Annotated in this window: 15 protein-coding genes and 1 tRNA gene; 12 read left to right on the top strand and 4 right to left on the bottom strand. The window is 41.8% G+C overall.

Annotated features, from left to right (window positions below):
* The first annotated feature begins 4 nt into the window (after window positions 1-4).
* The 3 genes from rpoC (at window position 5) to FN031_RS08445 (ending at window position 11609) form a co-directional block, all read left to right on the top strand.
* A complete protein-coding gene (gene rpoC, locus FN031_RS08455; protein ID WP_185928466.1) occupies window positions 5-3658 on the top strand; it encodes a DNA-directed RNA polymerase subunit beta' in 3654 nt (1217 codons plus the stop codon).
* A gap of 264 nt (window positions 3659-3922) precedes the next feature.
* Window positions 3923-10900: a CshA/CshB family fibrillar adhesin-related protein gene (locus FN031_RS08450; protein ID WP_142559324.1), complete on the top strand. Its 6978-nt coding sequence runs from the start codon at window positions 3923-3925 to the stop codon at window positions 10898-10900.
* Window positions 10901-11045: 145 nt separating this feature from the next.
* On the top strand, window positions 11046-11609 hold the full coding sequence (locus FN031_RS08445; RefSeq protein WP_142559322.1) for a sugar O-acetyltransferase: 564 nt from the start codon (window positions 11046-11048) through the stop codon (window positions 11607-11609).
* Window positions 11610-11637: 28 nt separating this feature from the next.
* Here the strand turns inward: FN031_RS08445 and FN031_RS08440 are convergent, their stop codons facing one another.
* Window positions 11638-12321 carry a DUF4956 domain-containing protein gene (locus FN031_RS08440; RefSeq protein ID WP_142559320.1) on the bottom strand — a complete coding sequence of 228 codons (684 nt, stop codon included), beginning with the start codon at window positions 12319-12321 and terminating at the stop codon, window positions 11638-11640.
* Window positions 12314-13090 (bottom strand): polyphosphate polymerase domain-containing protein, encoded by a 777-nt coding sequence (locus FN031_RS08435; protein ID WP_142559318.1) that lies wholly within the window; start codon window positions 13088-13090, stop codon window positions 12314-12316. Before FN031_RS08435 ends, FN031_RS08440 begins: the two co-directional genes overlap by 8 nt.
* 207 nt (window positions 13091-13297) lie before the next feature.
* Here FN031_RS08435 and FN031_RS08430 point away from each other — a divergent pair, with 207 nt between their 5' ends.
* The gene (locus FN031_RS08430; protein ID WP_142559316.1) at window positions 13298-14530 is read left to right on the top strand and encodes a carbohydrate-binding domain-containing protein; all 1233 of its coding nucleotides are present in this window, start codon (window positions 13298-13300) and stop codon (window positions 14528-14530) included.
* A gap of 204 nt (window positions 14531-14734) precedes the next feature.
* Here FN031_RS08430 and FN031_RS08420 read toward each other — a convergent pair whose 3' ends face one another.
* Window positions 14735-15367, bottom strand: coding sequence for a DUF421 domain-containing protein (locus tag FN031_RS08420; protein WP_142559311.1), 633 nt, complete (start codon window positions 15365-15367; stop codon window positions 14735-14737).
* Window positions 15364-15816: a DUF3290 family protein gene (locus FN031_RS08415; protein ID WP_142559309.1), complete on the bottom strand. Its 453-nt coding sequence runs from the start codon at window positions 15814-15816 to the stop codon at window positions 15364-15366. Before FN031_RS08415 ends, FN031_RS08420 begins: the two co-directional genes overlap by 4 nt.
* 190 nt (window positions 15817-16006) lie before the next feature.
* Between FN031_RS08415 and FN031_RS08410 the strand changes: the two genes are divergently transcribed.
* The 8 genes from FN031_RS08410 (at window position 16007) to FN031_RS08375 (ending at window position 23715) form a co-directional block, all read left to right on the top strand.
* A complete protein-coding gene (locus FN031_RS08410) occupies window positions 16007-16771 on the top strand; it encodes a nucleoside phosphorylase (protein ID WP_142559307.1) in 765 nt (254 codons plus the stop codon).
* Window positions 16772-16803: 32 nt separating this feature from the next.
* Complete coding sequence (locus FN031_RS08405; protein ID WP_142559305.1) at window positions 16804-18183, top strand: TrkH family potassium uptake protein; 1380 nt, start codon at window positions 16804-16806, stop codon at window positions 18181-18183.
* Window positions 18184-18196: 13 nt separating this feature from the next.
* Complete coding sequence (locus FN031_RS08400) at window positions 18197-18862, top strand: potassium channel family protein (RefSeq protein ID WP_142559303.1); 666 nt, start codon at window positions 18197-18199, stop codon at window positions 18860-18862.
* Between the two features lie 155 nt (window positions 18863-19017).
* Window positions 19018-20829, top strand: coding sequence for an SSURE domain-containing protein (locus tag FN031_RS08395; RefSeq protein ID WP_142559301.1), 1812 nt, complete (start codon window positions 19018-19020; stop codon window positions 20827-20829).
* Window positions 20830-20952: 123 nt separating this feature from the next.
* Window positions 20953-21648, top strand: coding sequence for a response regulator transcription factor (locus tag FN031_RS08390; RefSeq protein ID WP_142559299.1), 696 nt, complete (start codon window positions 20953-20955; stop codon window positions 21646-21648).
* Window positions 21648-22700 (top strand): sensor histidine kinase, encoded by a 1053-nt coding sequence (locus tag FN031_RS08385; RefSeq protein WP_142559296.1) that lies wholly within the window; start codon window positions 21648-21650, stop codon window positions 22698-22700. The genes FN031_RS08390 and FN031_RS08385 overlap by 1 nt, the downstream gene beginning before the upstream one ends.
* Window positions 22701-22894: 194 nt before the next feature.
* Window positions 22895-23506, top strand: a complete 612-nt coding sequence (gene rpsD, locus FN031_RS08380) for a 30S ribosomal protein S4 (protein ID WP_008810013.1) — start codon at window positions 22895-22897, stop codon at window positions 23504-23506.
* A 137-nt stretch (window positions 23507-23643) separates the two neighbouring features.
* Window positions 23644-23715, top strand: a tRNA-Glu gene (locus FN031_RS08375).
* The last annotated feature ends 29 nt before the right edge of the window (window positions 23716-23744 follow it).

The raw sequence follows: 23744 nt of genomic DNA, 5'->3' as shown, positions 1-23744 counted from the left end.
AATAGTGGTTGATGTAAATCGTTTTAAAAGTATGCAAATCACGCTAGCTTCTCCAAGTAAAGTCCGTTCATGGTCTTATGGAGAAGTCAAAAAACCTGAAACAATCAATTACCGTACGTTGAAACCAGAACGTGAAGGACTATTTGACGAAGTCATCTTTGGTCCTACAAAAGACTGGGAATGTGCTTGTGGCAAGTACAAACGTATTCGATACAGAGGAATTGTTTGTGACCGCTGTGGGGTTGAAGTAACGCGTACTAAAGTTCGTCGTGAACGTATGGGACATATCGAATTGAAGGCTCCTGTATCTCACATCTGGTATTTCAAGGGTATCCCAAGCCGTATGGGCTTGACCCTTGACATGAGTCCTCGTGCCCTCGAGGAAGTTATCTACTTTGCAGCTTACGTGGTGATTGATCCAAAAGATACACCACTTGAGCACAAATCTATCATGACAGAGCGTGAATACCGTGAACGCTTGCGTGAATATGGTCATGGTTCATTCGTTGCCAAAATGGGTGCCGAAGCTATCCAAGACCTTTTGAAACAAGTAGATCTTGAAAAAGAAATTGCTGAACTCAAAGAAGAGTTGAAAACAGCTACTGGACAAAAACGTGTGAAAGCTATCCGTCGCTTGGATGTTTTGGATGCTTTCCACAAGTCTGGAAACAAACCTGAATGGATGGTTCTCAACATCCTTCCAGTTATTCCACCAGATCTTCGTCCAATGTTGCAGTTGGATGGTGGCCGTTTTGCCTCATCTGACTTGAACGACCTTTACCGTCGTGTGATTAACCGTAACAACCGTTTGGCTCGTTTGCTTGAGTTGAACGCACCAGGTATCATCGTTCAAAATGAGAAGCGTATGCTTCAAGAAGCGGTTGACGCTTTGATTGACAATGGTCGTCGTGGTCGTCCGATCACAGGACCAGGTAGCCGTCCACTTAAATCATTGAGCCACATGCTTAAAGGTAAACAAGGACGCTTCCGTCAAAACTTGCTCGGTAAACGTGTTGACTTCTCAGGACGTTCGGTTATCGCCGTTGGTCCAACTCTTAAGATGTACCAATGTGGTGTGCCACGTGAAATGGCTATCGAGCTCTTTAAACCATTCGTCATGCGTGAAATTGTTGCTCGTGATATCGTGCAAAACGTGAAAGCAGCTAAACGCTTGGTGGAACGTGGGGATGAACGTATCTGGGATATCCTCGAAGAAGTGATTAAAGAACACCCAGTGCTTTTGAACCGCGCACCAACCCTTCACCGTTTGGGTATCCAAGCCTTCGAGCCAGTCTTGATTGATGGTAAGGCCCTTCGCTTGCACCCGCTTGTCTGTGAAGCCTACAATGCTGACTTTGACGGGGACCAAATGGCCATTCACGTACCACTTTCAGAAGAAGCCCAAGCAGAAGCTCGTATCCTGATGCTGGCTGCTGAGCATATCTTGAATCCAAAAGATGGGAAACCAGTTGTTACTCCATCTCAGGACATGGTTTTGGGGAACTACTACTTAACCATGGAAGAAGCTGGCCGTGAAGGTGAAGGAATGGTCTTCAAAGACCGTGACGAAGCTGTTATGGCATACCGCAATGGCTATGTTCACCTCCACTCACGTGTTGGTATCGCAACAGACAGCCTTAACAAACCATGGACAGAAGACCAAAAACACAAAATCTTGCTTACAACTGTAGGTAAAATCCTCTTCAACGATATCATGCCTGAAGGTTTACCATACTTGCAAGAGCCAACAAATGCTAACTTAACAGAAGGTGTTCCGGCTAAGTACTTCTTGCCATTAGGTGGAAATATCAAGGAAGCTATCAATGGCCTTGAACTCAACCCGCCATTCAAGAAGAAAAACCTTGGAAATATCATCGCTGAAATCTTCAAACGTTTCCGTACGACAGAAACATCTGCCCTACTTGACCGTATGAAGAACCTCGGTTACCACCATTCAACTCTTGCAGGTTTGACAGTGGGTATTGCCGATATTCCAGTCGTTGAAGACAAGGCAGAAATCATCGAAGAATCACACAAACGTGTAGAACAAATCACAAAACAATTCCGTCGTGGTATGATCACAGATGACGAGCGCTACAATGCCGTTACAGCTGAATGGCGTGCTGCCCGTGAAAAATTGGAGAAACGTTTGGTTGCCAACCAAGATCCTAAGAACCCAATCGTTATGATGATGGATTCTGGAGCCCGTGGTAACATCTCAAACTTTTCACAGCTTGCCGGTATGCGTGGTCTGATGGCTGCTCCGAATGGACGTATCATGGAATTGCCAATCCTTTCAAACTTCCGTGAAGGTTTGTCAGTACTCGAAATGTTCTTCTCAACTCACGGTGCCCGTAAAGGTATGACCGATACGGCCCTTAAGACAGCCGACTCAGGTTACTTGACTCGTCGTTTGGTTGACGTTGCCCAAGACGTTATCATCCGTGAGGATGACTGTGGAACTGACCGTGGTCTCTTAATCTGCTCTATCACTGAAGGTAAAGAGATGATTGAGTCTCTCGAAGAACGTCTCAATGGTCGTTACACTAAGAAAACTGTTAAACACCCAGAAACTGGTGCAGTTATCATTGGTCCAAATGAATTGATTACAGAAGACAAGGCGCGCGAAATCGTTAACGCTGGTGTTGAAGAAGTAACCATTCGTTCAGCCTTTACATGTAATACTCGTCATGGTGTCTGCCGTCACTGTTACGGTATCAACTTGGCGACTGGTGATGCGGTTGAAGTCGGTGAAGCAGTCGGAACGATTGCTGCCCAATCTATCGGGGAACCTGGTACACAGCTTACAATGCGTACCTTCCACACGGGTGGGGTTGCCTCAAATACCGATATCACGCAAGGTCTTCCTCGTGTCCAAGAAATCTTTGAAGCCCGCAATCCAAAAGGGGAAGCGGTTATCACAGAGGTTAAAGGACAAGTTACCGCTATCGAAGAAGATGCTTCGACTCGTACTAAGAAAGTCTTTGTCAAGGGCGAAACTGGCGAAGGTGAGTATGTGGTACCATTTACAGCACGTATGCGTGTAGAAGTTGGTGATCAAGTATCTCGTGGTGCAGCTCTAACAGAAGGTTCTATCCAACCAAAAAGACTCCTTGCTGTTCGGGATGTCTTGTCAGTTGAAACCTACCTGCTCGGTGAAGTTCAAAAAGTTTACCGTAGCCAAGGGGTAGAAATCGGTGACAAACACATCGAGGTAATGGTTCGTCAAATGATCCGTAAAGTTCGTGTCATGGATCCAGGTGATACAGATCTTCTCATGGGTACTCTTATGGATATTAACGACTTTACTGATGCCAATAAGGATGTCCTTATCTCAGGTGGAGTTCCAGCGACTGGTCGCCCAGTTCTTATGGGAATCACTAAAGCCTCACTTGAAACAAACAGCTTCTTGTCAGCTGCTTCCTTCCAGGAAACAACTCGTGTCCTTACAGACGCGGCTATCCGTGGTAAGAAGGATCATCTCCTTGGACTTAAGGAAAATGTCATCATCGGTAAGATCATCCCAGCAGGTACTGGTATGGCTCGCTACCGTAACCTTGAACCAAAAGCTATCAATGAAGAAGTTTACCTTGAACAGTCTCAAGAAGATGAAGAAACAAATCTTGTTGTAGAGGCTCAAGTTGAAGTAAACGAATAGAATATTTACTTGAAATGAAAAAGAGGGGGATTCCCTCTTTTTCCGGGTAAAAGCATTGCATAAAATTGCGTGAAATATGCAAAAAACAATAATATTTTGACTATTCGAAGTATATATATTCTTTTTAAAAATAGTAAGCATAATTCGTTGAGTTTTAGTTATATGAATGCTAAAATGTAAAATGGTTGTTTGTGTATTCATGAAAAACACCGCATAAAATATAACAACATATACAATATTAAACTGGATATTGGAGGTAATATCGTGAAAAATGATTTGTTTAACGATCGTATCAGTCGATTTTCGATTCGTAAACTAAACGTCGGAGTTTGCTCGGTCCTTCTCGGAACTTTAGTTATGCTCGGTACAGCTGCAAATGTTAGTGCGGATGAAGCTGTAGAGGATAAAAAAGTTGAGGGAGTTGCTGCGACTACAGAGGTAGAAAGTCCAGCTAATCTTCCAACTGTTGAAGAAAAAGCACCTGAAACTACTTATCAAGCAGATGCAGCTCCTGTAGTTCCTGCAGAAAAAACAACTCCAGCGACAACTGATAAAGCGGAAGCTCCTGTAACTCCTACAGAAACAGCTCCAACCACAACAGCTCCTGTTGAAGAAAAAACTCCAGTTGTGGCACCTGCACCAGCTCAAGCAGATAAGAAAGAAGAAGTTATCGCTGCAGGCGTAGAGGCACCAGCAAAAGAAGAGAAAGCTGCAACAGTTCCAGCAGAAAAAACTGGGAAACGTCGTACTCGTCGTGCTCTTGGTGATCCTAATGATCCAAACTTGATTGCGGATGACGTTGAAGACGCAACTTCAACTCCAAAAGTTGAAAAACCTGGCTTTACAACAGATATTGATGCCAAATCTATGACTAGCCAGATTACCTGGTTGGACTTTGGAGATGTTGCTAACTGGAAGGGAGCAAAAACAGTCCTCGTTCCTAAAAATGACCAATTTCCTGATAAAGATTTAGAAGAAAAATTAGCTCTTCAAGTTGGCGCTACTTATACCAAGGAAATCATGCCTGGCTATGTAGTTACTGTAAAAGTTAAATCCTTGAAGCCTTTCCAAGCAACTGAAATCTATAAAAAACGGATGGAAGAGCAAGGGGCTACAGAAGCTGAAAAAGCAACCTATGATCCAAATGCAAAAAATGGCTATGTAAGTGGTGTTACTTCAAGAGGGGCAAAAAAAGCTTTTAACGATGGCATGGAAGCCGACGTTGTCGCTGATGCTCAAAACAATTGGACTGAAATTAAACTTGAAAATGTTGATACGAAAACCAAGAAGACTACCATGAGTTCAGCTATGAATGGTGGAAATATTGGAGTTCAGTTTGAAATCTCTGCAACCTTCCGTGGCAAGACAGTTAAGCCAGCTGTTGTCATGGCTGATGGCGAGTCTGCTAACCCTGGTGAATTTGTTATGTTCACTACCAACGGACAAGGTTGGCAACATATTGGGGAATGGAAAAAGATAAACAGACAAAATACAATAACTTATACTCCACAGGATACAAACAATCTCTTCGGAAAAACACCTACAACTAATATTAATGGAATTTCATACTCGTCGACAAACCTCAATCAACTTCGTAACTCTACTGAAGTTGGCCCAGATAAGAAGCCAGTAGCCTGGAAATACTTTGGGAATCCAGATCAAGTGACCGGTGGATTAGGGACAGGTGTCTTTGGTCCAAATATTTCAGCAGGAAATAATGCAGTTCCACTCGTGATGACACGTGGAGCATCTGAAGTTGGGCTTTATATCGCTACAGGTGGTAAACAGTCTGCCATGCTAGGATTCTTCCCACTTGATGAAGGGGATGCTCCTGAGTCATATGGTAAAGCAGTCCATACTATTGCAACTGTTGACGGTGTTACTGGAGCTAAAGTAAATCAACCGTATCTTGGTAGCGTTAGCCCAGATATGGATGAGAACACGACTCTTGACTGGTCCGGTGATGATAAGGCAACTACGGCCGATGAAGGAATTGATCAATTGCTTCCAGATGAACTCAAAGGGACAACCAATGAGATGATCAAGATGGATCGTACACGCCCAGGTAACTACAAGATGTCAGTTCAAGCTCATACGGACGGAGCTTCAGAAGCACATATCTATGGTTGGGTAGACTTTAACCAAAATGGAAAATTCGATGAGGATGAACGCTCAAATCTCGCTACAATCACTAAAGATGGCACTGTTGAGTTGACCTTTGCAAACAGCAAGACTTACGTCGACCCAAGCGTTAAAGAGTTAGGTGCTCGTGTTCGTATTGCTAAGAAAGCGAACGAGATCGAAAGCCCAACTGGCATGGCCTTCTCAGGGGAAGTAGAAGACTTCAAGACTCAAATCACCCACCCACCAAAAGGGGAATTTAAGGAAACTTCTGGTCCTCAAGCTACTAAACAAACAGCAACAGTAACCTTTACAGCTCGTGGTGAACACAAGTATGAACGCAACTCTCAGGCAGTCATCGATGAAACAGTAGCACCATACATCGTTGACAAAGATGGCAACCGTGCAACGCTTGATGCAGATGGTTACTACGTCGTTCCAGGACAAGGTAAGTACAAGATTACTGCTAAGGGTAAAGATGTAGACGTTGAGTTTATCCCAGAAGATAACTTCCTTGGAACAGCTGATGGTATCTCTATCCGTCGTTCAGACAATAATGGTCATGATACTGGCTGGTCAACCAAATTCCCAGACCAAGAACCAAATATTGATGGTCAGTTGAATACCATGGATGGTCAATATGTTCCAACTGTAACACCGATTGACATTGAAGGAGTTGACAAGACTTCTAAAGATATTCAAGGTGCAACTCAAAAAGAAACACCTACCTTTAATACAACAGCTACTAACTTAAATGGTGATAAGATTGCAATCACTCCAAGTGCAGAATACCCGGCTAAGTTGGTAGATCCAGCTACAGGTCGCACGACTGATGAGCCATCTGTAACAGTAGCAGGAGAAGGGACTTACACTATTAATCCTACAACTGGTGAAGTAACCTTCACTCCAGAACCAAGCTTTACTGGTACAGCCAAAGGTGTGGAAGTTACATTGTCAGCGCCAGTTGGACGCAATAAAGATGGTAAGATTCAAGAGGAATACGTTAAGACTGCTACAGCTAAGTACACCCCAACTGTTGTAGGAGTAACCCCAACCGCAACACCAGCAGAAACAAAAGACATCCAAGGTGCTACTCAAACAGGTAAACCTGAATTCAAGGGTGGTACAGTTGAAGTTAACGGTGTTGAGAAGACTGTTCCAATCAACGAAGATGTTCCAGCAACATTTGACGATGGATCAACAACTAAGACTGTTGAAGGTGTTGGTAAATTTACAGTTGCAGCAGATGGAACAGTAACATTCGTTCCAGAATCAAACTTTGTAGGAACTGCACCAGCAGTGACAGTTGTCCGTGAAGATAAGAACGGAACAAAAGCTTCTGCGACATACACACCAACTGTAGTAGGAGTAACCCCAACCGCAACACCAGCAGAAACAAAAGACATCCAAGGTGCTACTCAAACAGGTAAACCTGAATTCAAGGGTGGTACAGTTGAAGTTAACGGTGTTGAGAAGACTGTTCCAATCAACGAAGATGTTCCAGCAACATTTGACGATGGATCAACAACTAAGACTGTTGAAGGTGTTGGTAAATTTACAGTTGCAGCAGATGGAACAGTAACATTCGTTCCAGAACCAAACTTTGTAGGAACTGCCCCAGCGGTAACAGTTGTCCGCGAAGATAAGAACGGAACAAAAGCTTCTGCGACATACACACCAACAGTTGTAGGAGTAACCCCAACCGCAACACCAGCAGAAACAAAAGACATCCAAGGTGCTACTCAAACAGGTAAACCTGAATTCAAGGGTGGTACAGTTGAAGTTAACGGTGTTGAGAAGACTGTTGAAATCAACGAAGATGTTCCAGCAACATTTGACGATGGATCAACAACTAAGACTGTTGAAGGTGTTGGTAAATTTACAGTTGCAGCAGATGGTACAGTAACATTCGTTCCAGAACCAAACTTTGTAGGAACTGCCCCAGCGGTAACAGTTGTCCGCGAAGATAAGAACGGAACAAAAGCTTCTGCGACATACACACCAACAGTTGTAGGAGTAACCCCAACCGCAACACCAGCAGAAACAACAGATATTCAAGGTGCAACTCAAACAGGTAAGCCTGAATTCAAGGGTGGTACAGTTGAAGTTAACGGTGTTGAAAAGACTGTTCCAATCAACGAAGATGTTCCAGCAACGTTTGATGATGGATCAACAACTAAGACAGTAGAAGGAGTTGGTACATACACAGTAGCGCCAGATGGAACAGTAACATTCGTTCCAGAAAAATCATTCGTTGGAACTGCCCCAGCAGTGACAGTTGTCCGTGAAGATAAGAACGGAACAAAAGCTTCTGCGACATACACACCAACAGTAACTCCTGTTAAACCAACTGCAACACCAGCAGAAACAAAAGATATTCAAGGTGCAACCCAAACAGGTAAACCTGAATTTACTGAGGGTGATAGCCGTGTTCCAATCAACGAAGATGTTCCAGCAACATTTGACGATGGATCAACAACTAAGACAGTAGAAGGAGTTGGTACATACACAGTAGCACCAGATGGAACAGTAACATTCGTTCCAGAAAAATCATTCGTTGGAACTGCCCCAGCAGTAACAGTTGTCCGCGAAGATAAGAATGGAACAAAAGCCTCTGCGACATACACACCAACTGTAACGCCAGTGACACCAACAGCTGAAGATGCAACATCAACTGACAAACAAGGTCAAGAACAAACAGGTAAACCTAACTTTACAGAAGGTAACCCAAGCGTACCAATGGATGATGATGTTCCAGCAACATTCGAAGATGGTTCAACAACTAAGACAATTCCAGGTGAAGGTACATACACAGTAGCACCAGATGGAACAGTAACATTTGTCCCAGAAAAATCATTCACAGGTAAAGGAACAGGCGTAACTGTTAAACGTGTGGATAAGAACGGTACACCAGTAACAGCTAAGTACACACCAACTGTAACTCCAGTAACACCAACTGCAACACCAGCTGAATCAGTTGCACCTCAAGGTGTGGTTCAAACTGGTACTGTAACCTTCACAGAAGGTGACCCAGTTGCACCAATCGACAAGGATACGATTACTCTTCTTGACGAAAATGGTCAACCGGCTGCTTCTGTAGATGCTAAATCTCCAAGTGGTGAAGTTATTGGTACTTTCACAGTTGATAAAGAAACAGGTGTTGTAACCTTTACACCAACTGATAAGTCATACTCAGGTGATGTAGTTCCAGTTAAAGTTCAAGCTAAGGATGCCAACGGCACTCCAGCTGAAACAACATACACACCTAAGATTACTCCAGTTGTTCCAACAGCTGATCCAACAACATCTACTGATATCCAAGGTAAAACACAAACAGGTAAACCTAACTTTACAGAAGGTAATCCAAGTGTACCAATGGATGATGATACGCCAGCAACATTCGAAGATGGTTCAACAACTAAGACAATTCCAGGTGAAGGTACATACACAGTAGCACCAGATGGAACAGTTACTTTCGTTCCAGAAAAATCATTCACAGGTAAAGGAACAGGCGTAACTGTTAAACGTGTCGATAAGAATGGTACACCAGTAACAGCTAAGTACACACCAACAGTCACACCAGTAACACCAACAGCTGAACCAGCAACATCAACTGATGTTCAAGGTGCAACACAAACAGGTAAGCCAAACTTCACAGAAGGCAATCCAAATGTTCCTATGAATGACAATGTTCCAGCAACATTCGAAGATGGTTCAACAACTAAGACAGTTGAAGGAGTTGGTACCTATACAGTAGCACCAGATGGAACAGTTACTTTCATCCCAGAAAAATCATTTGTTGGTACAGCACCTGCTGTAACAGTTGTGCGTGAAGATATGAACGGAACAAAAGCTTCTGCGACATACACACCAACAGTAACACCAGTAACACCAACAGCTGAACCAGCAACATCAACTGATATCCAAGGTCAAGAACAAACAGGTAAACCTAACTTTACAGAAGGTAACCCAAGTGTACCAATGGATGATGATGTTCCAGCAACATTCGAAGATGGTTCAACAACTAAGACAATTCCAGGTGAAGGTACATACACAGTAGCTCCAGATGGAACAGTTACTTTCGTTCCAGAAAAATCATTCATCGGAACAGGAACTGGCGTAACTGTTAAACGTGTCGATAAGAATGGTACACCAGTAACAGCTAAGTACACCCCAACAGTAACACCAGTAACTCCTACAGGTGAACCAGCAACAACAATTGGTCCAAAAGGTCAAGAGCAATCTGGTAAACCAGTCTTCAAGGAAGGCGATAGTCGTGTTCCTATGAATGACAATGTTCCAGCAACATTCGAAGATGGCTCAACAACTAAGACAATTGAAGGAGTTGGTACTTATACGGTAGCACCAGATGGAACAGTAACCTTTAAACCAGAACCAGAATTTACTGGAACGGCTCCATCAGTGACAGTTGTTCGTGAAGATATGAACGGAACAAAAGCTTCTGCGACATATACACCAACAGTAACACCTGTGACTACATTTGTAGACAAAGAAGGTAAAGAAATTCCAGGATACCCAACAGTGGATGGAGAACAACCTAAATCTGAGATTCCAGGTTACCGTTTCGTTGAAACTAAGAAATTGCCTAATGGTGATACCCAACACGTCTATGAAAAATTAGTAACTACTCACGTTGATGAGGAAGGAAAAGAAATCCCTGGTTACCCAACAGAAGATGGTGAGCAACCTAAGAAAGATATTCCAGGTTATGAATTTGTCAAGACGATTGTTGATGAAAATGGTAATACACAACACATTTACAAGAAAGTGGTGACACCAGCTCCAGTGCCAACGCCAGCTCCAGTGCCAACGCCAGATCCAGTGCCAACACCAGATCCAGTGCCAACACCAGATCCAGTGCCAACACCAGATCCAGTGCCAACACCAGATCCAGTGCCAACACCAGATCCAGTGCCAACGCCAGATCCAGTGCCAACACCAGTTCAAGAAAAACCAGCTCCAGTAGCTGAAGAGGTAGTTTGGGTAACTGACCAATTGCCAAATACTGGTACTGAAGATCATGCTAGCCTTGCAGCTCTTGGTTTAGTAGGTGTCTTGAGTGGATTTGGACTTATCGCTCGTAAAAAGAAAGAAGACTAATCAACTCTGTAAAGTAGTGGAAAAGTCAACTTTCTAATTAAAAACTAGTGCATCGATAGATGCACTAGTTTTTTTATCTCTTTGCTGCTTGTTTTAAGGATAGAACTATGCTACAATCTTGTAAAATAAACAAGGATTTCAAGATATGAAAAGTGAATACCAAAAAATGATTGCGGGAGAACCCTATCGTCCGTTCGATCCAGAACTTCGTGCTCTAGCACAAACAGCACGACAAAAGCAAGCCTCCTTTAATGAAGAGGTCGACCCAGTAAAAGGTATGGAAATCATCAAAAGATGGTTTGGTTCAACTGGTAAAAATCTCTATGTCAATACTCGTTTGGTGGTGGATTATGGTGTCAATATTCATTTGGGAGAAAATTTCTATTCCAATTGGAATCTGACCATGTTAGATGTTTGTCCTATTACCATTGGCGACAATGCTATGATTGGTCCTAACTGCCAATTTTTAACACCCCTTCATCCACTGGATCCAGATGAACGAAATTCAGGTTTAGAATTTGGGAAACCAATTGCAATTGGCAAGAACTTCTGGGCGGGTGGTGGTGTTATTGTCCTTCCAGGTGTTACACTAGGTGATAATGTTGTTGCAGGAGCGGGGGCAGTCATTACCAAGTCCTTTGGAGACAATGTTGTCTTAGCAGGAAATCCAGCACGGATCATCAAAAAAATTCCAGTCAAAGAAAATTAAAAGAACAGCAACATGCTGTTCTTTTTTGCTAGAGATTTTTTCTCTTTTTAGCTTTTTTAGTTAGAGCCACATCGCATTTACCAATGTTCCGTGTCAGATAGCTAGCAACTTGGAAGTCATCGGCATCTGCTTTTAACTCAACTTCGTAGACGATGCTTAAATTTTCACCTGCATTGCTACTATTGATTGTAATCATATCAACTTCTGAGCAGAATTGGTCAAGAGTGGTTTGGATAGATTCCTGAACCTCCTCTTGATTGGCTACCGTGATTGTCAAAAGTCTACGACGTTGATTGTCAGTTTTAATCTGTTGATGTTCCAAAAGGAACCAAACACCTAAGATAAATAGGGTGAACAAAATTGCTAGGAAGAGATAGCCTGTTCCACAAGCTAAACCGATAATCATGGCAAGGAAAATCGCAATCAGTTCTCTTGAACCACTAGTTGCAGAACGGAAACGAATCAAACTAAAGGTTCCGGCTACAGCGATTGAAGTACCCAAGCTTCCATTGACTAGAAAAATAACTAAGGTCATGAGGCAGGGAAGCAGAGTCAAGCTGATAGCAAATTCTCTGGTGTAGAGGGTCCGATATTTGTAGGTCCAAGTGAGAGCTAAACCAAGAGTTAGACTGACAAGTAGAGCCAGCAGTAGTTGGAAGGGATTTGCACTGGCGGTGGCGTTGTTGAAAATGGAATTAAATAGATTAAGCATAAGCGGTACCTGCGCTTTCTATACTGGGACGTGGTGCATAAGGAAGCCCTTGAGATTTGTGGTAAGCACAACTGTATTTTGAAAATTTTTGCTCCATCAAACCATACTTGTCTAGGATATCCTGCAACCACTGGGGCTTGTTTCCTGGAGCTTTAATTTCCATAATTACAGTCTTATCATCCAATAGAGGGGTCCCTTGATTTCCTGAGAAGAGACTGACATTTTCATCTCTATAGACTAGATTTTTGTCAATTGTGATACGAATTTTGTTATAGTCGTAGCCTTCGATGTATTTTTTCTCTTTTAATGAATAACGATCGTAGTAGATATACATTCGAGGTTTGATGGCTAGCTTGTAATCTCTGCGAAGTTTTTTCACTTTTTTAATGACGACTGTATCAGTAATGCTAGAATCCAAGTGCCCTTTGGTCATAAAGTTAAGGATAGAAATAGGAGTTGAGAGTAGTCGGTATTTGCGGCCAACCCCTTCTTGGTCCTTTGTTTTGATTTCTAAAAAAACTTGACTATCTATTTTAGGTTGGCTGAGATAGGTCCGCATCCGTACCTTTTCTTTTCGCTTATCTCCAAAATCATCATCTAGGAGAACATCAAAGTCTTCCGTATCAAAGTAGATATTTGATATTGTTGAAATTGGATAGTCGTCTTCTACTAAATATTCCTTTAAATCTTGAATCAGTTTGTCTAATATTTCTTTGGAGACAATATATTTGGTTTCAATCCGTTTAAAAGTTGTTTCGATTGGTTTCATAAGTCTTTCTCCTCTAATCTTAGCTTATACTATTTTTAAACAAGGATGAACTTGCTTGTATAAAATTTTAAAGAGTTTATCTAAAACTATTGTTAAATTTAACTTAATTGAAACTAAACTTAAGAAAAGTTTCAGAAAAAGTTTAGGCTTCTTTTAGGAAAGTCCCGTAGACTAAGAGCAAGCAAAAAGAAAGACGAGGAAACGAGCATGAAAGCAAAAAAATGGACATTCTTATTAACGAGTATAGCAACTCTAGCACTGGTGACAGCTTGTACCCAGTCAATTTCAAATACAACAGCTAGCAATACTACAACAACGACAACATCCACTACAGATGCTAAGAAAACTAGCTATTTTACAGACAAGGACTATGATACTTCCTATGATGAAAAGACAGCAGCAACTGTAACTTTGTCAGGATCAACGGCGACGGTATCAGGTGACGGAGTGGCCGTATCAGGATCTACCGTTACAATCTCTCAGTCAGGTACCTATGTGATTTCTGGTCAATCCGAAGGTGTTCAAATCAAGATCGAAGCTGGAAGTTCAGATGACGTACACATCGTTCTAAATGGTGTAACAATGACCAATGCCAATGCAGCTATTTCTGCAACATCAGCTGGTCATGTTTACCTAACTCTAGCAGATGGTACAAGCAATAGCCTATCAGATTCTGCTTCTAATAGTGATGAAAAAGCTGATGCAGCCCTCTTCTCTAAAGTGGACTTGACCATCAATGGTAAGGGAACTCTCAATGTAGATGGCAAGAAAAACAATGGTATTAAGGCCAACGATACACTTCACATCACAGGTGGAACCTACTATATAACAGCAGTTGGAGATGCCTTTAATGTCAATGATGAACTCAACATTACTGGCACAACCATGACCATCGATGCCAAGGAAGACGGAGTCAAGGTTGACAATGATGAGGACACATCTGTAGGAACCATGTATCTCTCTGATAATACCATCACTGTTACTGCAGGGGACGATGGTATCCATGCATCAGGTGATTTAGTTATTGATAGTGGTACCTATACCGTTAAGAAATCTACCGAAGGATTAGAAGGGAAGTCAATTACTATCAACGGCGGAGACATCAACATATACTCAACAGATGATGGTGTCAATGCGGCCAACAAAAACGCCCAACAAAGTGAAATCTTCTTTACTATGAATGGTGGGAATTTGACCGTTGAAGTTGGTCAAGGGGACACGGATCCAATTGACTCAAACGGGAACATTACAGTTAATGGAGGAACCATCAAAATGACTGGTCAAACTGGTTTTGACTTTGATGGAACAGCGACTTATACAGGCGGAGACATCTATCTCAATGGTGAAAAACAAACTGAGATTGTCAATTCTATGCCTGGTGGAGGTGGACCTCAAGGGAATGGTGGACCTGGCGGTAGTGCCCCTGGTAGACGACCATAAAAGAAAATCCCCTTTCTCGAAAGAGAAGGGAGATTTTTATGTTATAGAAAAAGGAAGAGGAGACAAAAGTTTCTACTCTATCTTATATCTAACCCACATCTATTTCTTATACATGCTAGTTTGCCTCTTTTATTGATAAAAATTTACTCGAATATGAAAAACACCCTACAAGTGTAAGGTGTTTTTGGTGCAGAAAACGTGAAATTAATAGGTTACAACATTCAATTGACCTTTATCATATTCAGCGATAAAGATATTAGAGACTTCTTCGAAACCTTCTTCTTTCAATTTCTCAGTTAGCCACTCCTCGGATTTGCCAATGGTTTCTAAGATTTCAACTTGGACAACACCATCTGTGATGATTGGATACTTAGGATTTTCGTCACCCATTCTTACGACAATCAGTTGCCCATTTTGCTCAATCACAGCTCTCTTGACATCCTTCAGTTGGAAGATTCCTTGAGAGCGCAATTTAAGAGCTACATCTGCAGCTGCAAGACCTTTTGAGCGACAGGCTTCAGGATCTAACTTACCATTTTTAATGATAATAGTTGGTTTCCCGTCAATTAAGTGTTTGAAAAAGGAAACATTGGTATTCAACCATTTAAGGAGTAAGATAAGAATAGTCCAAATAATGAGGATAACAATGTATTGGATGATGGTGATTGAACTATTGTAGATGATCCCGCCGATAATACCCCCGAGAACAAAGTTCTGTATTTGGTCTACTGCAGAACTTGGTGCTAGATTTCCTTTCCCTGTTACGTTAATAACAAAAACAAGAGAAAGTAGCCCCAAGGCTAATTTAATCGCAATTGTAGCAAAAAAGCTTATCATTTTTCAACCTCCACGAGTTCAACGTCTGATTTATACAGTTCCATTTTTTCTAATAAATAGCTATCTTGATCAGTCCCGCTAATCGCACGATAAAAATTGTTGCCAACCTTAATAATAGCTCCATCAGTTGTAGCTGAAGTATTGACATAAACATCTTTTTTATCAACACCTAACTCTTTTGATACAATTTCGATGAAATGTAAGGAACTACGAAATTGATTATCACTGGATTGGCTAGTTTGGAAATTCGTAATGCTAATCAATACAAAAGCAATTAAAGTCAAAATAGAAATGATCGATAATTCACGGAACTTGGTTCCTTTCTTATCTTTGAAAGCCTTATATGCAAAGAATCCAGTCACAATCACTAAGAATGTCGACACAATCATCATGGTCCAATTCTGTTGACTAATCTGACTGAGCACATAGTCATATGAATAGAATTTCATAAGATTTCTCCCTTTTTCAAATTCAATCTATTATAAACTAATTCCTAAGATATAGCAATTTTATTATGACGAAAAAAGCATTTAATTGATGTTTTCTATTTAAAATATATTTTTCTGATTTGACTTAGGTTCTCGCCTTGACTTTCGTTTTGCTTTTGTTATAATAGTACAAATTTAGAGGAGGTATACCATGATTCAAAAGCACACCATTCCTATTTTAGAGTTTGATGATAATCCTCAGGCAGTCATTATGCCAAATCACGAAGACTTGGATTTACAGTTACCAAAGAAGTGCATCTATGCATTTTTGGAGGAGGAGATTGACCGCTATGCTCAGGAAGTAGGGGCGGACTGTGTTGGTGAGTTCGTTTCTGCCACTAAGACCTACCCGGTTTATGTCATGGACCACAAAGGTGAAAAAGTGTGTCTAGCCCAAGCTCCTGTCGGTTCTGCCTCGGCCGCCCAGTTTATGGATTGGTTGATCGGCTACGGTGTGGAGAAAATCATCTCTACTGGCACTTGTGGCGTGTTAGCGAATATAGAAGAAAATGCCTTTCTGGTTCCAGTTCGAGCCCTGCGTGATGAAGGAACTAGTTACCATTATGCGCCCCCTTCTCGTTATATGGAGATGCAGATTGAGGCTGTCTCTGCTATTGAGCAAATTTTGGAACAAAGAGGTATTCCTTATGAGGAAGTCATGACCTGGTCGACAGATGGTTTTTACCGAGAAACAGCTGAAAAAGTTGCCTATCGTAAGGAAGAAGGCTGTGCAGTTGTGGAGATGGAGTGTGCAGCTCTTGCAGCAGTTGCCCAGCTTAGTGGAATTGTTTGGGGACAACTTCTATTTACAGCCGACTCTCTAGCGGATTTAGAAAATTATGATAGTCGCGATTGGGGCGCAGAAGCTTTTGATAAGGCCTTAGAACTCTGTCTTGAAATTGTTAGTCATATGTGACTGCTTTAACTGTTTTATGGTACAATGTAACTATGTTATTCAAATCATTTTCGGAAAAAACAAACACGACCTTGGGGCGTTTATCACCGGCTCGTCGAATTTTTTTAAGTTTTGCTTTGGTTATTTTCGCAGGCTCTCTCCTTTTGAGTCTGCCATTTGTGCAAGCAACAAGCTCCCAAGCTACCTATTTCGATCATCTCTTTACAGCAGTATCCATGGTCTGTGTGACAGGACTCTTTACTCAACCAGTAGCTGCAACATATAACATCTGGGGTCAGTTAATCTGTATGTTTTTGATCCAGATTGGTGGTTTGGGTCTCATGACCTTTATAGGGGTCTTTTATATTCAAAGTAAGCAAAAGCTAAGTCTTCGTAGCCGTGAAACAATTCTGGAGAGCTTTAGTTATGGAGAAACTCAGTCTTTAATGGTTTTCATACGTTCGATTTTCTTGACGACTTTTATCGTTGAAGGACTCGGAGCCTTCCTGTTAAGTTTTCGTTTTGTTCCGGAATTTGGTTGGGGCCGAGGAATTTTCACCTCTATTTTCGTAGCTATTTCAGCTTTCTGTAATGCTGGTTTTGATAATTTTGGAAGTACAAGTATAGTAGCTTTTCAAACTGATCCTTTGATTAATCTAGTGCTTGCTGCTTTGATCATCACAGGTGGTCTAGGTTTCATGGTCTGGTTTGATCTAGCTACCCAGTTAGGAAAGAAGAAAAAACGTCGGCTTCGCTTCCATACCAAATTGGTTCTCTTCTTGACAGCTGGAATTTTATTTACTGGAACAGTTTCAACCCTCTTGATAGAGTGGAACAATCCGGGAACGATTGGAAATCTCAGCATTCCTGATAAATTGCTAGTCAGTTTTTTCCAAACAGTTAGCATGAGAACAGCAGGTTTTGCTTCTATTGATTACACCCAGGCTCGGCCTGTTACTTTGCTGATTTATATCTTACAAATGTTTCTCGGTGGGGCTCCTGGCGGAACTGCAGGGGGACTTAAAATCACAACCTTCTTTGTCTTATTGGTCTTTGCACGCAGTGAGCTTTTAGGCTTGCCACATGCTAATATAGCTCGAAGAACGATCGAACCACGAACAGTCCAGAAATCTTTCAGTGTTTTCATCATCTTCTTGATAACTTTTTTATTGGGCTTAATCTTAGTAGGAATAACAGCAGAAGGGAATCCGCGCTTTATCTACATCATGTTCGAGACAATTTCAGCTCTTGCTACGGTCGGAGTAACTGCCAATCTGACACCAGAATTAGGCAAATTAGCTCTTAGCATTATCATGCTACTGATGTTTATAGGACGCATCGGACCACTCACACTATTAGTCAGTTTGGCTGAATATCAACCAGATAAGAAAGACATGATTCATTATATGAAAGCTGATATTACCATAGGATAAGAAAGGAAATGCTATGTCAGATCGAACAATTGGAATTTTAGGTTTGGGTATTTTTGGGAGTAGTGTGCTCACCGCTCTCGCTCAGCATGATATAAATATAATCGCCATTGACGACCATGAAGAACGAATCAATCAATTTGAACCAGTCTTGGTACATGGAGTTGTTGGAGATATCACAGATGAAGAACTCTTGCTCTCAGCAGGGATTGATACCTGCGATACCGTAGTTGTCGCAACAGGTGAAAATCTAGAGTCTAGTGTGCTTGCAGTCATGCATTGCAAGAGTCTAGGAGTACCAACTGTTATTGCTAAGGTTAAAAGCCATACAGCAAAAAAAGTCCTTGAAAAAATTGGTGCGGATTCAGTTATTTCCCCAGAATATGAGATGGGTCGTTCGTTGGCGCAGACTATTTTATTTAATAACAGTGTTGATGTTTTTCAGTTGGACAAAAATGTCTCGATAGTCGAGATGAAAATTCCACAATCGTGGTCAGGCAAGAGTCTAAGTCAACTTGATCTTCGAGGACAATACAATCTCAATATTCTTGGTTTTCGTGACTATGAAAATGCTCCTTTGGATGTTCAATTTGGGCCGAATGATCAATTGAAAGCTGATGGCTATATGATGGCAGTAATCAATAACCAATATTTGGATAATCTAGCACACCTCAATGATTAAAAGAGAAATGACTATTCTTTTTCTAGTGACTACTGAGTCAATATAAGTATTTTATAAGAAGGATTTAAGAAAAATTTTAACTTTTTCTTAATCCTTTTTAATTTTAGGAGATTATACTAGAGTCATCAAAAAAAGAAAACTCTAAGGAGAATCCTATGAAATTCAATCCAAATCAGAGATATACTCGTTGGTCTATTCGCCGCCTCAGTGTAGGTGTTGCTTCAGTTGTTGTGGCTAGTGGCTTCTTTGTCCTAGTCGGTCAACCAAGTTCTGCACGTGCTGATGTCGTCAATCCGACTCCTGCCCAAGTCGTGTCAAACGACGCCTCAGTAAGTGAAAAGGGCAATCTATCATCAGAGGTTCTAAATAAAGCAGTAGATGTAGATCTTTCTTCAGAACAGTCTATTCCAACACCTCAAGCAAGTGTGGATACTACAAGCTCTTCAGAAAAATTAGATGATGCTGATAAAGAGCCAGTAGTAGCACCAAAAGAAGATGTGCAAGCACAACCTGACTCTAAGAAACAAACAGAAGATGCAGTTAAACCTGTGGAAGGTTCTGAGTCTACAGTTTCTGGACAAGACCGTGAAGCTAGTGAAGCGCAACCAGCGACTACTCCAGCTGAAGTCCAAAAAGGCGTGGCTGACAATACTAAAGATACAGTGGACGTCCCAGCTACTTACTTGGACAAGGCCAATTACCCAGGTCCGTTCACAGCCGGTGTCAATCAAGTCATTCCATATGAATTCTTCGCTGGGGACGGCATGTTGACTCGCCTTATCTTGAAAGCATCTGATAAGGCTCCGTGGTCAGACAACGGCTCAGCTAAAAATCCTGCTCTCTCACCAGTAGAGAAATTGGGCAAAGGTCTTTACTTCTATGAAGTGGATTTGGCAGGTACCCAAGGCAAATCTGACAAAGAGCTACTTGACCTTTTAAAACAAAACGGCACTCAAAGCTATAAAGCTACTATCAAAGTGTACGGTGCGAAGGACGGCAAGGCCGATTTGAGCAACCTCGTAGCGACTAAGGATTTGGATGTCAACTTGAACGGCTTAACAACACCAGCTGAAGTTCAAAAAGGTGTGGCAGACAATACTAAAGACACAGTAGATGTCCCAGCTTCTTACTTGGATAGAGCTAATTTCCCAGGACCATTTACAGCTGGTGTCAATCAAGTTATCCCGTACGAGTTCTTCGCCGGTGACGGTATGTTAACCCGCCTTATCTTGAAAGCATCCGACAAGGCTCCATGGTCAGACAATGGTTCGGCTAAAAATCCTGCTCTTCCACCAGTAGAAAAATTGGGCAAAGGCCTTTACTTCTACGAAGTAGACTTGGCAGATACACAAGGAAAATCTGACAAAGAGCTTCTAGACCTCTTGAAACAAAATGGTACTCAAAGTTATAAAGCTACTATTAAAGTGTACGGTGCGAAAGACGGCAAGGCGGATTTGAGCAATCTCGTAGCGACTAAGGATTTGACAGTGAACTTGAATGGACATCAGTCTCTGATTCCGATGCAGTCAGGTTTCGTCCCATCTTCTAATGATTCAGCTATTCCGGCTCCAATGATGAATAGTCATCGAGATGAGTCTAAGATGAACGCTCAAATGCCTAGTGCCAATCAAGATGATTTGAAATCTAAAATGCCAGCTGCTAGTCAGGATAAGATGATGCCTAACAAAGAGCAGGACAAAATCATGAATGCTAGCCAGCCTATGGCAACACCAGGCATGAAACAAGATCAAGCAGCCTCAAGCAAAATGTCTGATGAAGGCAAGATGGCATCTAATAATAAGGTATCAAGTCCAATGATGGCTGATCAAATGAAAGACCAAAAAGACATGCTTCCATACACTGGTGAAGCCCAAACATCAATGGCTACTCTTGGATTCTTTGGATTAGCTTTGGCCGGACTTCTAGGTGGACTCGGTTTGAAAGCTAAAAAAGAGGGAAGTGACTAGTCTAGTTACAGACTTTCTATCTAGGATATGAAAAATCCAGATATCGTTTAGAATGTTCGTAAAGAGATTAAAATAGTGTTATACTATTGTGGTATAGCACTGTTTTTTTCAAAGGAGAGACAGATGGGAAAGACCATTTTACTCGTTGACGACGAGGTAGAAATCACAGATATTCACCAACGTTATCTGGTTCAGGCAGGATATCAGGTTTTGGTGGCTCATGATGGAGTAGAGGCCTTGGAAATCTTCAAGCGAAAAGCGATTGATTTGATTATTACAGATATCATGATGCCCCAGATGGATGGTTATGATTTGATTAGTGAGGTTCAGTATCAATCTCCAGATCAGCCTTTTCTCTTTATCACGGCTAAGACCAGTGAGCAGGATAAGATTTACGGCCTAAGCCTGGGGGCAGATGATTTTATTGCCAAGCCCTTTAGCCCTCGTGAACTGGTTTTACGTGTCCACAATATCTTACATCGCCTTCATCGTGGAGGTGAGACAGAAGTCGTCACTCTCGGGGATTTACGGATGAATCACGGTAGCCATGAGGTCCAAGTCGGAGATGTGGCGCTTGATTTGACCGTCAAATCCTTCGAACTTCTATGGCTTTTAGCCAGCAATCCAGAGCGGGTTTTCTCTAAGACAGACCTCTATGAAAAGGTCTGGCAGGAAGACTATGTGGATGACTCTAATACCTTGAATGTTCATATTCATGCTCTTCGACAGGAGTTGGCTAAACATGCCAGTGCAGAAACACCAACCATCAAAACCGTTTGGGGTTTGGGCTACAAAATTGAGAAAGCACGAGGTAGTTAATGAAGTTAAAAAGTTATATTTTAGTGGGATATGTGATTTCAACACTCCTAACGATTATCGTGGTTTTTTGGGCCATCCAGCGAATGCTAATTGAAGAAAGAGAAATTTATTTCCTAGTGGGTATGACTCTCGTGGCTAGTTTTATCGGTGCTGGGATTAGTCTCTTTCTCCTATCGCCGGTCTTTACTTCATTGGGTAAACTCAAGGAACATGCCAAGCGGGTAGCGGACAAGGATTTTCCTTCAAATCTGAAGGTTCAAGGCCCTGTAGAATTTCAACAATTAGGCCAAGCTTTCAATGAAATGTCCCATGATTTGCAGGCCACCTTTGATTCCTTGGAAGAAAGCGAACGAGAAAAGGGCTTGATGATTGCTCAACTTTCGCATGATATCAAGACCCCCATCACTTCGATCCAAGCAACGGTAGAAGGGATTTTGGATGGGGTTATCAAGGAAGGAGAACAGGACCATTATCTAGCAACCATTGGGCGTCAGACGGAAAGACTCAATAAACTGGTTGAAGAGTTGAATTTTTTGACTCTAAATACAGCTAGAAATCAGGTGGAAACGACCAGCAAGGACAGTATTTTTCTGGACCAGCTCTTGATTGAGTGCATGAGTGAATTTCAGTTCTTGATTGAGCAGGAAGAGCGAGATGTCCATTTGCAGGTAATCCCAGAGTCTGCCCGGATTGAAGGAGATCATGCCAAACTTTCTCGTATCTTGGTGAATCTGGTCAATAATGCTTTTAAATACTCAGCACCAGGAACCAAACTGGAAGTGGTGGCTAAGCTGGAGAGTAACCAGCTTTCAATCAGTGTGACCGATGAGGGACAGGGCATTGCCCCAGAGGATTTAAAGAATATTTTCAAACGCCTTTATCGTGTCGAGACTTCGCGCAATATGAAAACAGGTGGTCATGGCTTAGGTCTTGCGATTGCGCGTGAATTGGCCCATCAATTGGGTGGAGAAATCACAGTTACCAGCCAGTACGGCCTAGGAAGCACCTTTACCCTCCTTCTCAACCTTTCTGCTAGTGAAAATAAATCTTAATTTCCCTTTACAAATCCAGCCATTCATGGTAGAATAGAGTTTGTGTGAAATATCAGCGGGAAAGCATGAAGCTCGTCAACAGGTGTCTTATAATAAGTAACCTTGGCTGTTTAGGCGAAGGGCATCTGCACGAATCAGGGCTTTCTAAGTGACTATTTCCACCGAAATATTATTTATATCAGGAGGACATTCACATGTCACGTTATACAGGACCATCTTGGAAACAAGCTCGTCGCCTGGGCCTTTCACTTACAGGTACAGGTAAAGAATTGGCACGCCGTAACTACGTACCAGGACAACACGGACCAAACAACCGTTCTAAATTGTCAGAATACGGTTTGCAATTAGCTGAAAAACAAAAACTTCGTTTCACTTACGGAGTAGGTGAGAAACAATTCCGTAACTTGTTCGTACAAGCTACTAAGATCAAGGAAGGAATCCTTGGTTTTAACTTCATGCTTCTTTTGGAACGTCGTTTGGATAACGTTGTTTACCGTCTTGGTCTTGCGACTACACGTCGTCAAGCTCGTCAATTCGTAAACCACGGTCACATCCTTGTTGACGGAAAACGTGTTGATATCCCATCATACCGCGTAACTCCAGGTCAAGTGATCTCAGTTCGTGAGAAATCATTGAAAGTTCCAGCAATCCTTGAAGCAGTAGAAGCAACTCTTGGACGTCCAGCATTCGTATCATTCGACGCTGAAAAATTGGAAGGTTCATTGACTCGTTTGCCAGAACGTGATGAAATCAACCCAGAAATCAACGAAGCCCTTGTCGTTGAATTCTATAACAAGATGCTTTAATTTTAAGGCATATGATACAGAAAGCCTACAACAGTGGGCTTTTTTTCTTTGTAAAAAACAAAAAATAAGAAAAATTTATCTCAAGTTCTTGACAAGGCAGAAAAAGTAGGTATAATAGAAAGAGTTGAAAAGCTCGAGGTCCGTTGGTCAAGGGGTTAAGACACCGCCTTTTCACGGCGGTAACACGGGTTCGAATCCCGTACGGACTATGAGTATGTTGCAGTAGAAGTTGAAAAAA

This window comes from Streptococcus mitis (genome assembly GCF_902159415.1).
GTDB classification, from domain to species: domain Bacteria; phylum Bacillota; class Bacilli; order Lactobacillales; family Streptococcaceae; genus Streptococcus; species Streptococcus mitis_BG.
Note: the sequence above shows the minus strand (reverse complement) of the source record. Positions and strands in the feature narration are given on the sequence as shown.